At 63.0% G+C, this 14,001-nt stretch carries 7 protein-coding genes and 1 pseudogene; 5 read left to right on the top strand and 3 right to left on the bottom strand.

The window, feature by feature from the left end:
• Nucleotides 1–7 precede the first annotated feature (7 nt).
• From KH389_RS25220 to KH389_RS25205, 4 genes and pseudogenes are all read left to right on the top strand, one after another.
• The gene (locus KH389_RS25220; RefSeq protein WP_213606453.1) at nt 8–2,857 is read left to right on the top strand and encodes a type VI secretion system Vgr family protein; all 2,850 of its coding nucleotides are present in this window, start codon (nt 8–10) and stop codon (nt 2,855–2,857) included.
• On the top strand, nt 2,854–7,527 hold the full coding sequence (locus KH389_RS25215; protein WP_213606452.1) for an RHS repeat-associated core domain-containing protein: 4,674 nt from the start codon (nt 2,854–2,856) through the stop codon (nt 7,525–7,527). Before KH389_RS25220 ends, KH389_RS25215 begins: the two co-directional genes overlap by 4 nt.
• Before the next feature lie 12 nt (nt 7,528–7,539).
• Nucleotides 7,540–8,127 (top strand): hypothetical protein, encoded by a 588-nt coding sequence (locus tag KH389_RS25210; protein WP_143516602.1) that lies wholly within the window; start codon nt 7,540–7,542, stop codon nt 8,125–8,127.
• A gap of 45 nt (nt 8,128–8,172) precedes the next feature.
• A pseudogene (locus KH389_RS25205) lies at nt 8,173–9,123 on the top strand (RHS repeat-associated core domain-containing protein); the annotation flags it as partial.
• 67 nt (nt 9,124–9,190) lie between these two features.
• On the opposite strand, the gene choV reads toward KH389_RS25205, so the two are convergent.
• The 3 genes from choV to KH389_RS25190 form a co-directional block, all read right to left on the bottom strand.
• Nucleotides 9,191–10,369 (bottom strand): choline ABC transporter ATP-binding protein, encoded by a 1,179-nt coding sequence (gene choV, locus KH389_RS25200; protein WP_043860366.1) that lies wholly within the window; start codon nt 10,367–10,369, stop codon nt 9,191–9,193.
• Entirely contained in the window at nt 10,366–11,214 is an 849-nt protein-coding gene (gene choW / locus KH389_RS25195; RefSeq protein ID WP_173925098.1) for a choline ABC transporter permease subunit, read from the bottom strand. The genes choV and choW overlap by 4 nt, the downstream gene beginning before the upstream one ends.
• A 70-nt stretch (nt 11,215–11,284) precedes the next feature.
• A complete protein-coding gene (locus KH389_RS25190; RefSeq protein ID WP_043860364.1) occupies nt 11,285–12,232 on the bottom strand; it encodes a choline ABC transporter substrate-binding protein in 948 nt (315 codons plus the stop codon).
• A gap of 350 nt (nt 12,233–12,582) precedes the next feature.
• Here KH389_RS25190 and KH389_RS25185 point away from each other — a divergent pair, with 350 nt between their 5' ends.
• A complete protein-coding gene (locus KH389_RS25185) occupies nt 12,583–13,959 on the top strand; it encodes an L-serine ammonia-lyase (protein ID WP_213606451.1) in 1,377 nt (458 codons plus the stop codon).
• Nucleotides 13,960–14,001 lie beyond the last annotated feature (42 nt).

Raw genomic sequence — 14,001 nt, 5'->3', positions numbered from 1 at the left:
ACATCGGATGTTCTCAGCGGCCAACCAGCCCCATTTCACCCTGACCCTGGACGGGGTCGACAGCGACTTTCAGGTGCTGTCGTTCAGCGGGCGCGAAGCGCTCAGCCAGCCGTTCGAATTCGAACTGGAGCTGGTCAGTGAACGGGCGTCGCTGAACCTCGAATCCCTCCTGCACACGCTCGCCTTCCTGCAGCTGTCGCCCAGCGGCAGCGGCATTCACGGGCTGGTCTACAGCGCCGCGCAGGGCGAAGCCGGGCGGCGCCTGTCGCGCTACCGGCTGGTGCTGCGCCCGCAGCTGGCGTACCTGGCGCACCGCATCAACCAGCGCATCTTCCAGCACAAGACGGTGCCGCAGATCATCGCCCAGGTGCTCGAGGAGCACGGCATCCTCGCCAGCGACCACCGCTTCGTGCTCGGCGCGGTGTACCCCGAGCGGGTGTACTGCGTGCAGTACGACGAGTCCGACCTGCACTTCATCCAGCGCCTGTGCGAGGAGGAGGGCATCCACTACCACTTCCAGCACAGCCCGCAGGGCCATGCGCTGGTGTTCGGCGACGACCAGACCGTATTCCCCACACTGGCCCCGGTGGCCTACCAGCAGGACACCGGGCTGGTGGCCGACGTGCCGGTGATCAAGCGCTTCGGCCTGCGCCTGGCCACGCGCACCAGCCGCACCACGCGGCGCGACTACGACTTCACCAAACCGCGCATCCAGCTCGAAAGCGACGCCGACAGCGGCGCCGCGCCGGACCTGGAAGACTACGACTACCCGGCGCGCTTCAGCGACCGCGCGCGCGGCAAGCACCTGGCCACCCGCGCCCTGGAGCGCCACCGCAGCGACTACCGCCTGGTCGAGGGCCGCAGCGACCAGCCGAGCCTGGTCAGCGGGCATTTTCTGAGCCTGACCGAGCATGCCAACCCGGCCTGGAACGACCTGTGGCTGCTCACCGAAATCATCCACGAAGGCAAGCAGCCGCAGGTGCTCGAGGAGGTGATCAGCAGCGACGTCACCGACCTCAAGGACGACTTCCACCAGGGCTATCGCAACCGCTTCTGCGCCACGCCGTGGGAGGTGCCGTATCGACCGCCGCTGAGGCATCCCAAGCCCAAAGTGCTGGGTGCGCAACGTGCTGTAGTGACCGGCCCGGAAGGCGAAGAGATCTATTGCGACGAGTACGGCCGGGTCAAGGTGCAGTTCTTCTGGGACCGCGAAGGCCAGTCGGACGACAAGACCACCTGCTGGATGCGCGTGGCCTCCAACTGGGCCAGCCAGAGCAGCTTCGGCGCCATCTCGCTGCCGCGTATCGGCATGGAGGTGCTGATCACCTTTCTGGAAGGCGACCCCGACCAGCCGCTGATCACCGGTTGCCTGTACCACGGCGCCAACCTGCCGCCGTACCGGCTGCCCGATTTCAAGACCCTGGCCACGGTCAAGAGCAAGGAATACAAGGGCAGCCGCAGCAACGAGCTGCGCATCGACGACACCACCAGCGAGATCAGCATCGCGTTGCGCAGCGACCACGGCGCCAGTGCGATCAACCTGGGCTACCTGACCCACCCGCGCCCCTCGGGCGGCCAGCCGCGCGGTGAGGGTTTTGAACTGCGCACCGACCGGCATGGCGCCGTGCGTGCGGCGGCGGGCCTGCTGCTGACCACCGAGCCGCGCCATCACGAAGCCAAGCACCACAAGGACCTGCCCGAGACCGCCGAACGCCTGGCCACCGCCAGCGAGCAGCAGGACGGCTTTGGCCAGCAGGCGCGCGAGGTACAGGCGCAGGAGGCGGGCGACCAGGACGAGGTGGCCAAGGCCCTGCATGCGCAGCACCAGGGCATCGTCGGCAGCGGCCCGACCAACCAGAGCGCCAACGAGTTTCCCGAGTTCAGCGAACCGCACCTGGTGCTGGCCAGCCCGGCGGGCATCGCCCTGACCACGCCACGCTCGACGCATGTCGCGACCGGTGAACATCTGGCGTTGAGCAGCACCGGGCATACGAGTCTCTCGATCGGCAAGCGCCTCTTGGCCAGTGCCAGCCAGGGCATGCGGTTGTTCGTGCAGAACATGGGCTGGCGGTTGGTGGCGGCGTCGGGCGACATCGATATCAAAGCGCTGAAAGACAACATCAACCTGCTGGCCAAGCTCGACATCACTGCCAATGCCGACCGCATCACGCTGACAGCCAAGACCGAACTGGTGGTACAGGGCGGCGGCAGTGCCACCACCTACAACGCCAGCGGCATCACCCACGTGACCACCGGGCCGTACACCGCGCACGCGGCGAACTTCGCCCATATGGGGCCCAAGAGCCTGGCCGGGACCTTCCCCGAGCCGCCCAAGCCGGGCAAGGGCAGCCTGGAGCTGTTCAATAAGTACGCCACCCTTGAAGGCGTCAAGGAAGGCGACTTCGAGGTAGTCGACGCGATGGGCACCCGCCTCCCGGGTGCACTTGATGCCAAGGGCTTCATGAGTGTGGCCGGCGCTGCGTCGGGGCCCGTCAGTGTGCGATTCGGCCGTGACCCTGCGGACACCTGGAGTGTTGGCAGCTACTTCGCCACACCGGCCAAGCCCATTGTGCCGCGTGGCGAAAATGTCGCGGCGCAAGCCAAGACGCTGGCGAGTGCTGCAATGGGGGCGATGCATGCCGTGAAAGGCGGCGTGCAGGCCGTGCAACAGGTGCAGACCACCGTACAGGCCGCGAGCAAGGGCGTGCCGCAGTTGCTGATGGCGGCCGCACCCTCTGCCGTCGAGCTGTTGGGTACCGCGAAAAGGGCGAGTGACCTGCCAGGTCTGCCCGCGACGTTGTCCTCTACCTCTTCTTTTGAAACCCCGGCGTTGCTGATGGGCGAGATGCTGTCATGACCACTGAAAGTACGGCTGCAAACCATCGTGAACCTCAGGTAGCCATCGTCCCACTGGATCAGGTGGCCCTTGAAGACATGGGCCTGGCGGCGGCGCATATCGATGATTGGCTGCGCGCAATCAGCGACGACATGATCACCCTTGAGCGGCTGCAGCATTTTGCCGGTTGTGTGCCGGTGATCGGCAACATCATGGCGCTGGTCGATACGCTCAGTGACATCGTCACCTTGAGCGAAAGCGTCGAGGTGGACCCGCTGGTCTGGGTCAGCCTTGGGATCAACCTTATCGGCGTGATTCCCGCCCCACCCAATATGGCAGCCGCACGCATGACCCTGCGCCCGATGCTGGCGCTGGCGCGTCAGCACGGCAAGAAAACACTGGGCGACGCACTGATCGCAGTGGCTGTCGGGCATTTGAACGCCTCGATCGTTGGCACCATCGACAATTTCCTCGACCAGACCGAGGGTATGCTGCCCACGCTGTTGGAGGATTGCGGCACGTTCTGCGAAGGGATGCTCAACGACCTGGCCAGCGGCCTCGACGCAATGGTTAATGGCACGTTCGATGCCCAGGGTGAGTTGGACAGCGCCGAGTTGGAGTTGAGCACGTGGTGGCACGACCCCGAGTCCACCGTCGCCAACTTCCTCAGCGCAGTGGCGAGCAGCTACAAGGCCGGGGCCAAAGGCCTGGCCAATGCGGTCGCCAAGCAGTTTGTGCCCGACAAGGCCAAGGCACTGGTAGCGCCGTACATCAGAACGCTACGGGACATGGGCCCCCGGGTGCGCCAGCAACTGAAGAAACTTGCCGACCCGAACGACCCCAACTCCCTCGAATCCCTGCGCATGGCCATGGCGGATGCGGCGGATGAATGGTGGGTTCACAACAACAGTGTGGCTGGCAACGTCAAACCCGAGGCGGTCAGTACCGTGACGTTGATAGCTGGGATGGGCGCACTGGAGGTGGTACGCCGCCAGATGCGCGGCCGGCGTCGGCCCAAGCCGCAGAAAAACGGCAGCTGTCCCGGCACTTGCAAGAGCATCAGCTTTGCCACGGGCGCAGAGTCGCTGCAGCACACCGACTTCAGCCTGCCAGGGCCGTTTGCGTTGGAGTGGACCCGTACCTACTGCTCGGCACTGGAAGCCTATGACAAAGATGTGATGGGCGCGCGCTGGATCACCGAGTTCACCACGCGGTTCGATTGTGTCGATGACGGTCTGGTGTTTCATGACGCGGATGGGCGCAGCCACGCCTACCCGATACCCAAGGTCAGTGGTTTTCATTACGACGCGGTCGAGAATTTCACGCTGATTCGTACTGGCGAGCATCAGCTGTTGTTGTGCCGGGGCTACGACCGCAAGGAAACGTATGTGCGCCACGGTCAGCGCTTTGTGCTCAAGCAGGTGGTGCTGCGCAACGGCGCGGGCGTCATGCTGCACCATGAGCACCGCCACAACGACCTGCCGGTGCTGTCGGATGTGATCACCTACCAGGACGAACTGACCGACGTCCACCTGCACCTGGGCACCCTGATCGACGAGCACGGCCGTCTGACCGGCCTGTGGGAGATCCGCGACGGGCAGGTGCTGCGACAGCTGTGCGCCTACCACTACGATGCGGCCGGCGACCTGTGCCATGCGCAGGACGAACATGGCGCGGCCTGGAACTACCAGTACCAGCATCACCTGATAACACGCTACACCGACCGCACCGGGCGCGGCATGAACCTGCAATGGCAAGGCAGTGGCGCGGATGCCAGGGCAGTACGTGAATGGGCAGACGACGGCAGCTTCGACACGCGGCTGGAGTGGGATGAGAACATCCGGCTCACCTATGTCACCGATGCGCTGGGGCATGAGACCTGGCACTACTACGACCTGCTGGGCTACACCTACCGCATCCGCCATCCGGATGATCGTAGCGAATGGTTCTTTCGCGACCAGGCCAAGAACGTCATCCGGCACGTGCACCCCGATGGCAGTCAGGATCGCTACACCTATAGCGACTGTGGCGACCTGCTGCAGCATATTCGTGCCGACCACACGACAGTGCATTACGCCTATGACGACCAGAGCCAGCTGATCAAGATCCGCGATGCCGAAGGCGGCCTGTGGCTGCGCGACTACAACGAGCGCGGCCACCTGCTCGAAGCGACCGATCCGCTGGGCAACAAGACCGAGTACGCCTACACCCCAAGCGGTCTGGTAAGCGCGATCAAGGATGCCAACGGCAATGAAAAGGCCATGGAGTACAACGCCGCCGGCCAGTTGCTGAAGTACACCGACTGCTCGGGCAAGCTCAGTGCATGGGCGTACGACGACAACGGCAACCTGGTGCAGTTCACCGACGCGGCCGGGCACACGACCCAGTACGCCTACAAGGCGGGACAGCTGTCGCTGGTCACGCACCCGGACAACACCGAGGAGCGCTTCGAGCGCGATGCCGAGGGGCGTCTGCTCGCTCACCTCGACGCCCTGGACCGGTGTACCACCTGGCGCTACAACGCCGCCGGCCTGATCAGCGAGCGGGTCGATGCAGCGCAACAGACCCTGCACTACCGTTGGGATCCGGTGGGGCGGCTGGTGGCCCTGGAGAACGAAAACGAACGCCGCGCGCACTTTCACTACGACCCCATGGGCCGGTTGCTGGAAGAGCGAGGCTTTGACGGGCGCGCCACGCGCTACACCTACGAGGCGTCTACCGGCCGCTTGCACAGCACCCTTGATGGCGAGCGCAGCATCAGCCTGCGTTTCGATGCGATGGGCCGGCTTACCGAGCGCAGCGCCAGCCTCAGCAGCCAGAGCAACCTGAGCCAGCGAGAGACGTTCGCCTACGACGGCAACGGCCAGCTGATCATGGCCAGCAACGATCAGAGCCGTGTGCAGTGGTTCCATGATCCGGCCGGCAACCTGGTGCGCGAGCACCAGCATTACCTCGGGTTGCAGGCCCCGGTGGTTGCAGTGTGGAAGCACGAGTACGACGTGCTCAACCAGCGTGTGGCGACGTTGCGCCCGGACGGGCATCGGGTCAGTTGGCTGACCTACGGCAGTGGTCATTTGCTCGGCTTGCGTCTGGATGACCATGACCTGTTGAGTTATGAACGTGACGACCTGCACCGTGAGGTGGCGCGTCATCAAGGCAATCACTTGCTGCAGACCCAGCGCTGGAATCCGATGGGGCGTCTGCAGGAGCAATTGCTGGGCCGTAGCGATGACAACAGCACGCTGCTCAAGCGTGCGTATGTGTATGACGCGGCCGGGCAACTGACCGACATCGACGATACCCGGCGCGGGCCGCTGGCCTATCGTTACGATCCGGTGGGGCGGCTGTTGCAGGCTGCCAGCCGCCTCGGTGTGGAGACCTTTGCATTCGACCCCGCAGGCAACCTGCGCGACGACAGCGTGCAGCAGGCGCACCGCCCGCTGGACCAGGACCCCAAACGCAGCAAGTTGGTGGACAACCTGCTGCGTGAGTACGCCGGTACGCATTACGCGTACGACGAGCGTGGCAACCAGATTCAGCGCTGGCATAACGGCCGCCACAGTCGCCTGCGCTGGGACCTGTTCGATCGCCTGGTGCACTTCGAGGATGCGCGACTGGCGGTGGAGTTTGCCTACGATGCACTGGGCCGGCGCCTGTTCAAGCACTCCAGCGCGCACTACAAAGCGCGCCGCGAAGCCGGCTCGCAGTGGAACCGCAACGAGCATGAGCGCAAGCAGCGCGAGCTGGGGTGTGGTTTCACGCTGTACGGCTGGGACGGCGACAATCTGGCGTGGGAGAGCAGCCCGGCGCAGTACGAGGGCGACACCGGGCGTACGGTGCACTACCTGTTCGAGCCGGGCAGCTTCGTGCCGGTGGCGCAGGCGGTGCGGCATGAAGGGATTCGGTTGATTGCCCAGCCGACTTCTAGTCAGCCGTACAACATCGATGACGATCCGGTCTGGACCTTTGTGCCGCTGGCCAAGCCCTTCGCTGCGCTGGCGTGGTACCAGTGTGATCACCTGGGTACGCCTCAGGAACTGACCGATCACTTCGGCCAGGTGGCGTGGTCGGCGCAGTACAAGGCCTGGGGAGAAGTGAAGGAGCAGCGTTCGGAATGGGCGCAGCAGCAAGGGGTGAAGAACCCGATTCGCTTCCAAGGGCAGTACCACGACCATGAGACGGGCCTGCACTACAACCGGCATCGCTACTATGATCCCGGGGTGGGGCGGTTTGTCAGTAAAGACCCGATCAGTTATGCGGGTGGGTTGAATCTGTATGTGTATGCGCCGAATCCGGTTGGGTGGGTGGATCCGCTGGGATTGGCTGGATATGAAATTTCAGCGAATACCGCCTCCCCTGATGCCCTCGCTAGAGGTGTACATGTAAATGTGGGCGGGGATGGATTACGAAAAGGAGGACACGTCACCTTAGCGCCTAGTGCAGACCAGAAAAATATAGTGCTGCAGCCGGCTGATAAAGTCACTAGGAATGTATCTTCGTCGCAGTGGAAAAAGATATGTAAATGCGTTGTTGAGTATCTTGATGACCCTAAAAATTCACGTCGAATGATCAAGGCGTCTGAGGCCGCCATAAGTAAATATCCAGATGTGGACAGGTCGTCCGAGTTTGTGCAGGTTAGAGATATTTTGACTCGACATCATGAGTCAGGTACTAATCCGGTTGTGAGGTAGGGTGGAAATATTATGTTAAAGGTTGATCTGTTTAAGTTGTTCGAGTTGTTTTTAAGTGAGGCGCTAGATGATTCTCCCGATGTTTTTCGGCTCAAAGGATGGGGGGTGAGTGATCTTGTGATGGGAGGATATGATCTAACAGGGTTTGTTTCAGATTTTCATATGTACGAAAGGTGGAACTCTATAAATCATGGTGGTAAATGGGTAGATATAAATGTTAAGAATTATTTTTTTTGTGATGAAAGGCTAGGTTTGGGGTTCGAAACTGTTGGTGTTAGGCTGGTGTCGCTTCTTAAATACCATAGGAGCTTAAAGTGGGGTAATGGTTTTGAGTTCTATTTCTTTGATGACGATCTAAAGGATGGGGCCGTTATTTTACAGGGAGGGAAAGTACTGAGATTTAGTCGGAGGAGTAAAAGGGGGTCGTATAGGGTTGTTACGCTCGAAAGCGATTTTTTTTCGACTAGATTCTCTGATCTTTCAACTGGAATGGTACGTGCGACAATGGAGTTCTATTCGGCTGAAAAACTGCATGCAATTTCAAAGGAAACTCGAATAGGTGCACTTCGTAAGCTGGTTGACTTTCTACGGTCCTCTTGAAGTCACAGTTATCAGCGGAAACTAAAATCGTAATAACGGGTACCTGAACAGCAGCACAACCTGAGCTTGCATATCGCGGTGGTGGCGATGTGGACGCAAGAGTATGACGTGGTAAACCAGTGGGTTGCGACAGTGCGCGCCAATGGGCACCGGGTCAGCTGGCTGACCTACGGCAGCGGTCACTTGCTGGGGCATGCGCCTAGATGAGCACGACCTCTTGAGCTACAGCGTGACGACCTGCACCGCGAGGTGGCGCGTCATCAGGGGGCAATCATCTGCTGTTGACTCAGAGCTGGGATCCGATGAGGCGGTTGCACGAACAGTTGCTGGGCCGTAGCGATGACAAAAGTACGGTGCTCAAGCGTACGTATAGCCTGCGACGCGGCGGGTCAACTTACGGATATCGACGACACCCGGCGGGGGCCTTTGTCTTATCGCTACGACCCGGTTGGCCGGTTGCTGAGTGCCGTCAGCCGATTGGGGGTGGAGCCCTTTGCGTTCGATCCGGCCGGCAACCTGCTGGATGACACTGTGCAGCAGGCCCACCGCCCGCTGGGCTAGGACCCCAAGCGCGCCAAGCTGATGGACTACCTGCTGCGTGAGTACGCCGGTACCCATTACGAATAAGACGACCGAGGCAACCAGATTTAGCGTTGGCATAACGGCCGCCACAGTCGCCTGCGCTGGGACCTGTTCGGCCGCCTGGTGCATTTCGAGGATGCGCGACTGGCGGTGGAGTTTGCCTACGATGCCTTGGGCCGGCGATTGTTCAAACACTCTAGCGCACATTACAAGCCACGCCGTGAGGCCGGCTCGCAGTGGAACCGCAACGAGCATGAGCGCAAGCAGCGCGAGCTGGGGTGTGGTTTCACGCTGTACGGCTGGGACGGCGACCGCCTGGCGTGGGAAAGCAGCCCGGCGCAATACGACGGCGACACCGTGCGAACGGTGCACTACCTGTTTGAACCGGGCACCTTTGGGCCGGTGGCACAGGCGTCTTGCCCTCACGGCCCCTTCGCTGGCAAGTCATGCGCTGACCTTGCCGGCGAAGAAGCCATCCGCTTCATCCCAGATTCTTGCCCAACAACGCGTGATACAGCTCGCTGTCGCCCAATATCCCCACCACCTGATTCCCCTCCTGCAACACCAGCTTGTTCCCCGTCTGATACCGAATCTGCAACGCCTCGCGCATACCGATATTGGCATTCACCAGCGTCGGCTTTCGCTCCAGCCCCTCCACCGCCTCGCCGGGCGCCCAGTTCTGCAAGGCCATGCCGTTGACGCCCTGGCGCGCGCCCCTGATGGTGTTGCCCTCGGCCAGGTCCAGCCAAGAATCACCACCCGGGTCCAGGCATACCGAACCGTTGATGCGCTTGCACTTGTCCAGCGTGCGCATCAGGCTGCGCCCGCACAGCACGTTGAGCGGGTTGGTATGCGCGACGAAGGTACGCACATACTCGTCTGCCGGGTTGAGCACGATCTCCTCGGGCTTGCTGTACTGGATGATGCGCCCGTCCTTCATGATCGCGATGCGGCTGCCGAGCTTTAGGGCCTCGTCCAGGTCATGGCTGACGAACACGATGGTCTTGGCCAGCTTGCGTTGCAGCTCAAGCAGCTCGTCCTGCAGGCCCTGGCGGATCAGCGGGTCGAGCGCCGAGAACGGTTCGTCCATCAGCAGGATGTCGGCGTCCATCGCCAGCGCCCGGGCCAGGCCCACGCGCTGCTGCATGCCGCCCGACAGCTCGTCGGGCTTCTTGTTGCGCCACTGGGTCAGGCCCACCAGCTCGAGCTTCTCGTCCACCAGCTTGCGCCGCTCCTTCTCGGGCCGGCCCTGCATCTCCAGGCCGAAACTGATGTTCTCGCGTACCGTCAGCCAGGGCATCAGGGCGAACTTCTGGAACACCATGGCGATACGCTGGGTGCGCATCATCTTCAGCTCGGCCGGGGTGCAGTGGGCAATGTCGATCTGTGCGCCTTCATGCTCGACGAACAGCTTGCCGCGGCTCACCGTGTTCAGGCCGTTGATGCAGCGCAGCAGGCTCGACTTGCCTGAACCCGACAGGCCCATCAGCACGCAGATCTCGCCCTTGTTGATGTCCAGGCTGGCTTTCTCGACGCCGACCACCAGGCCGGTCTTCTTCAGGATCTGTTCACGCGTGAGGCCCTGGTCCAGCAGGCTGAGCGCCTCACGCGGGTGGCGCGAGAAGATCACGTCGACCTCTTCGAAGCGAATGATGCTCATGCTTCACTCCTTGCCGGTGCGTCCGGTTGCTTGCAGATACGGTCGAGCATGATCGCCAGCAGCACGATCGCCAGCCCCGCCTCGAAGCCCAGCGCGATATCGGCGGTGTTGAGTGCGTTGACCACCGGTTTGCCCAGACCGTCGGCGCCCACCAGCGCGGCGATCACCACCATCGACAGCGACAGCATGATGCACTGGGTGACCCCCGCCGCGATGCTGGGCATGGCATGCGGCAGCTCGATGCGCGAGAGCAGCTGGCGCCGCGAGCAGCCGAACGCCTTGCCGGCATCCAGCAGTTCCTGCGGCACGTCGCGGATGCCCAGGTAGGTCAGGCGGATGGGCGCGGCAATCGCGAACACCACCGTCGAGATCAGCCCCGGCACCACGCCCAGGCCGAACAGGGTCAGGGTCGGGATCAGGTACACGAACGTGGGCACCGTCTGCATCAGGTCGAGTACCGGGCGCATGGCGGTGTAGAACATCGGCTTGTGTGCCGCCAGGATGCCCAGCGGCACGCCGATGGCCACGCACACGAAGGTGGCGAACAGCACCTGGGCCAGGGTTTCCATGGTTTCCTGCCAGTAGCCGAGGTTGAGAATCAGCAGGAACGACAGCGCGCAGAATACGGTGAGCGCCCATTTGCGCTGGATCAGGTGAGCGATCAGGGCCACCAGGGCAATCAGGACGAATGGGTTGAACCAGGTCAGCGCCCCGGTCACCCCGTGAATCATGAACTCCAGCGCCTCGGCGAAGGCGTCGAAGTAGTTGGCGCCGTGTTGCGTCAACCACTCGACGAAGGCCGCGATGTGCTGGCCCAGGGGTATTTTTTGATCGATCAGCATGATAGCGAGCGTCCACCTGCAAGGGATTGGAAACAACCCGCGCCGGGCAATCGCCCCCCGGCGCGGGGCGTGCTTACTGCGTCAGCTTGGCCTTGGCCGCCTCCAGGCCCGGTTTGCCATCCACGGTGGTCACGCCGGCCAGCCAGGTGTCGAGCACCTGCGGGTTCTGCTTGAGCCAGGCCTTGGCGGCGGCGTCGGGCTTGACCTTGTCGTCGAGCACCTTGCCCATCAGGGTGCTTTCCATGTCCAGGGTGAAGGAGAGGTTCTTGAGCAACTGGCCGACGTTGCTGCACTCCTGGCTGTAGCCCTTGCGCGTGTTGGTGAGCACGGTGGCCTTGCCGTAGTCGGGGCCGAAGAAGTCGTCGCCGCCTTCGAGGTATTTCATCTTGAAGCGCGTGTTCATCGGGTGCGGTTCCCAGCCGAGGAACACCACGTCGGTGCCACGGCGCTGGGCACGGTCGACTTGCGCGAGCATGCCGGCCTCGCTCGACTCCACCACCTTGAAGCCGGCGTCCTTCAAGCCGAAGGCATTCTTGTCGATCATGCTCTGGATGGTGCGGTTGCCGTCGTTGCCCGGCTCGATGCCGTAGATCTTGCCGTCCAGCTCCTTCTTGAATTTCGCGATGTCGGCGAAGTTCTTCAGGCCCTTGTCATACAGCGCCTGGGGCACGGCCAGGGTGTACTTGGCATTCTCCAGGTTGGCACGCACGGTCTCGACGGTGCCGGCATCGCGGTACGGCTTGATGTCGTTTTCCATGGTCGGCATCCAGTTGCCGAGGAACACGTCCATGTTCTTGCCGTCGGCCAGCGACTTGTAGGTCACCGGTACCGAGATCATGGTGGTGCGGGTCTTGTAGCCGAGCGCTTGGAGCACCGCACTGGTGACTGCAGTGGTCACGGTGATGTCGGTCCAGCCGACGTCGGAGAAGTTGACGGTGTGGCACTGCTCGGGCTCCACGGCCTGGGCCAGCGCCGGCAGGCTCAGCAGCGCGGCCAGCAACAGCGGGGGTGAACCTTTCATGGTGGACTCCTGGTTTTTTTCGGATGTCCCACGGGACAGGGGCCGTGCAATCGAGTCGGTACCGATCATCTAACAGCGAAAATCAAACGCCTACCGGGTGCGTCGTATCCAGTACAGGCAGGGTCGCATCCAGTGCCAATGAGGTCGCTTACAGTGTCGTCGGCCTCGAAAAACGCGGTTCTGGCGCATGTGCACCGCAAAAAAACGGCGCAGGTCCTGCCCTGGCAACGGGCGGCGCTGCTGGACAAGAGCGCGTCGGTTGCAGACGTCGTGGTCGCTGACAAAAGCCTGATGATGCGCGAAACCGGCGGATTGCCGCCTTTTCAGCGTAGCAGCCAGAGGTACGCGGCATGGCCATCAGTGTGTTCGACCTGTTCAAGATCGGTGTCGGCCCTTCAAGCTCGCACACCGTCGGCCCGATGCGCGCCGCGGCGCTGTTCGTGCAGGGGCTGCGCGAGCGCAACCTGCTGGCCCGGGTGCGGCGTATCGAGGTGCGCCTGTACGGCTCGCTGTCGGCCACCGGCATCGGTCACGGCAGTGACAACGCGGTGATCATGGGCCTGATGGGCGAATGGCCGGACGCCATCGACCCGGCGCAGATCGCCCCGCGCATCGCCACGCTGCGCGAAACCGACAGCCTGCTGCTGGACGGACGCTGGCCGGTCGGCTTCGTCTGGGCCCGCGACATGCGCCTGCTGGACGAGAACCTGCCGTACCACCCCAACGCCCTGACCCTGATCGCCGAGGGCGAGCAGGGCGAGCTGCACCGCGATACCTACTACTCGGTGGGCGGCGGCTTCGTGGTGGACGCGGCGCAGGCAGCCAGCGGTGTGCTGGACGCCGACACCACCGTGCTGCCCTACGACTTCAACAGTGCCGTGGAGCTGCTGGATTTGTGCCGGCAGCACGACCTGCGCGTGTCGCAACTGGTGCTGGAGAACGAAAAGGTGTGGCGCAGCGAGGCTGAAATTCGTGCCGGGCTCATGACCCTGTGGCGGGCCATGCAGGCCTGTGTCGAAAACGGCCTGCGCCACGAGGGCATCCTGCCGGGCGGGCTCAATGTGCGCCGCCGCGCGGCACGCCTGCACCGCAGCCTGCAGGAACTGGGCAAGCCCAACGTGATCGGCTCCACCCTCAGTGCCATGGAGTGGGTCAACCTGTATGCGCTGGCGGTCAACGAGGAAAACGCCGCAGGCGGGCGCATGGTCACCGCCCCCACCAACGGCGCGGCAGGCATCATCCCGGCGGTGCTGCACTACTACATGCGCTTCAGCGACGAGGTCAGCGAAGCCAGCGTGGTGGACTTCTTTCTGGGCGCGGCGGCGGTGGGCATCCTGTGCAAGAAGAATGCGTCGATCTCCGGCGCCGAAGTCGGCTGCCAGGGTGAGGTCGGCTCGGCCTGCGCAATGGCGGCGGCGGGCCTGGCCGAAGTGCTCGGGGCCACCCCGGCGCAACTGGAGAACGCCGCCGAGATCGGCCTGGAACACAACCTGGGGCTGACCTGCGATCCGGTCGGCGGGCTGGTGCAGGTGCCGTGCATCGAGCGCAACGCGATTGCCGCGGTCAAGGCGATCAACGCCGCGCAGATGGCCTTGCGCGGTGACGGCGAGCACTTCATCTCCCTCGACCGGGTGATCCGCACCATGCGCGACACCGGCGCCGACATGCACGACAAGTACAAGGAAACCTCTCGCGGCGGCCTGGCGGTGAACGCCATCGAATGCTGAGGCGTGGCTGCGCCGTTTTGGCCCATCGCTTTGAGCGTGCGC

It is taken from the genome of Pseudomonas qingdaonensis, from assembly GCF_018398475.1.
Classification (GTDB): domain Bacteria; phylum Pseudomonadota; class Gammaproteobacteria; order Pseudomonadales; family Pseudomonadaceae; genus Aquipseudomonas; species Aquipseudomonas palmensis.
The sequence above is the reverse complement of the archived record's forward strand: the minus strand, read 5'-3'. Positions and strand labels throughout refer to the sequence as shown.

Bases quoted from the DNA above. Each gene is read 5' to 3' on its own strand.
- KH389_RS25220 (WP_213606453.1), top strand. From the start codon at position 8: ATGTTCTCAGCGGCCAACCAGCCCCATTTCACCCTGACCCTGGACGGG.
- KH389_RS25215 (WP_213606452.1), top strand. From the start codon at position 2,854: ATGACCACTGAAAGTACGGCTGCAAACCATCGTGAACCTCAGGTAGCC.
- KH389_RS25210 (WP_143516602.1), top strand. From the start codon at position 7,540: ATGTTAAAGGTTGATCTGTTTAAGTTGTTCGAGTTGTTTTTAAGTGAG.
- choV (WP_043860366.1), bottom strand. From the start codon at position 10,369: ATGAGCATCATTCGCTTCGAAGAGGTCGACGTGATCTTCTCGCGCCAC.
- KH389_RS25190 (WP_043860364.1), bottom strand. From the start codon at position 12,232: ATGAAAGGTTCACCCCCGCTGTTGCTGGCCGCGCTGCTGAGCCTGCCG.
- KH389_RS25185 (WP_213606451.1), top strand. From the start codon at position 12,583: ATGGCCATCAGTGTGTTCGACCTGTTCAAGATCGGTGTCGGCCCTTCA.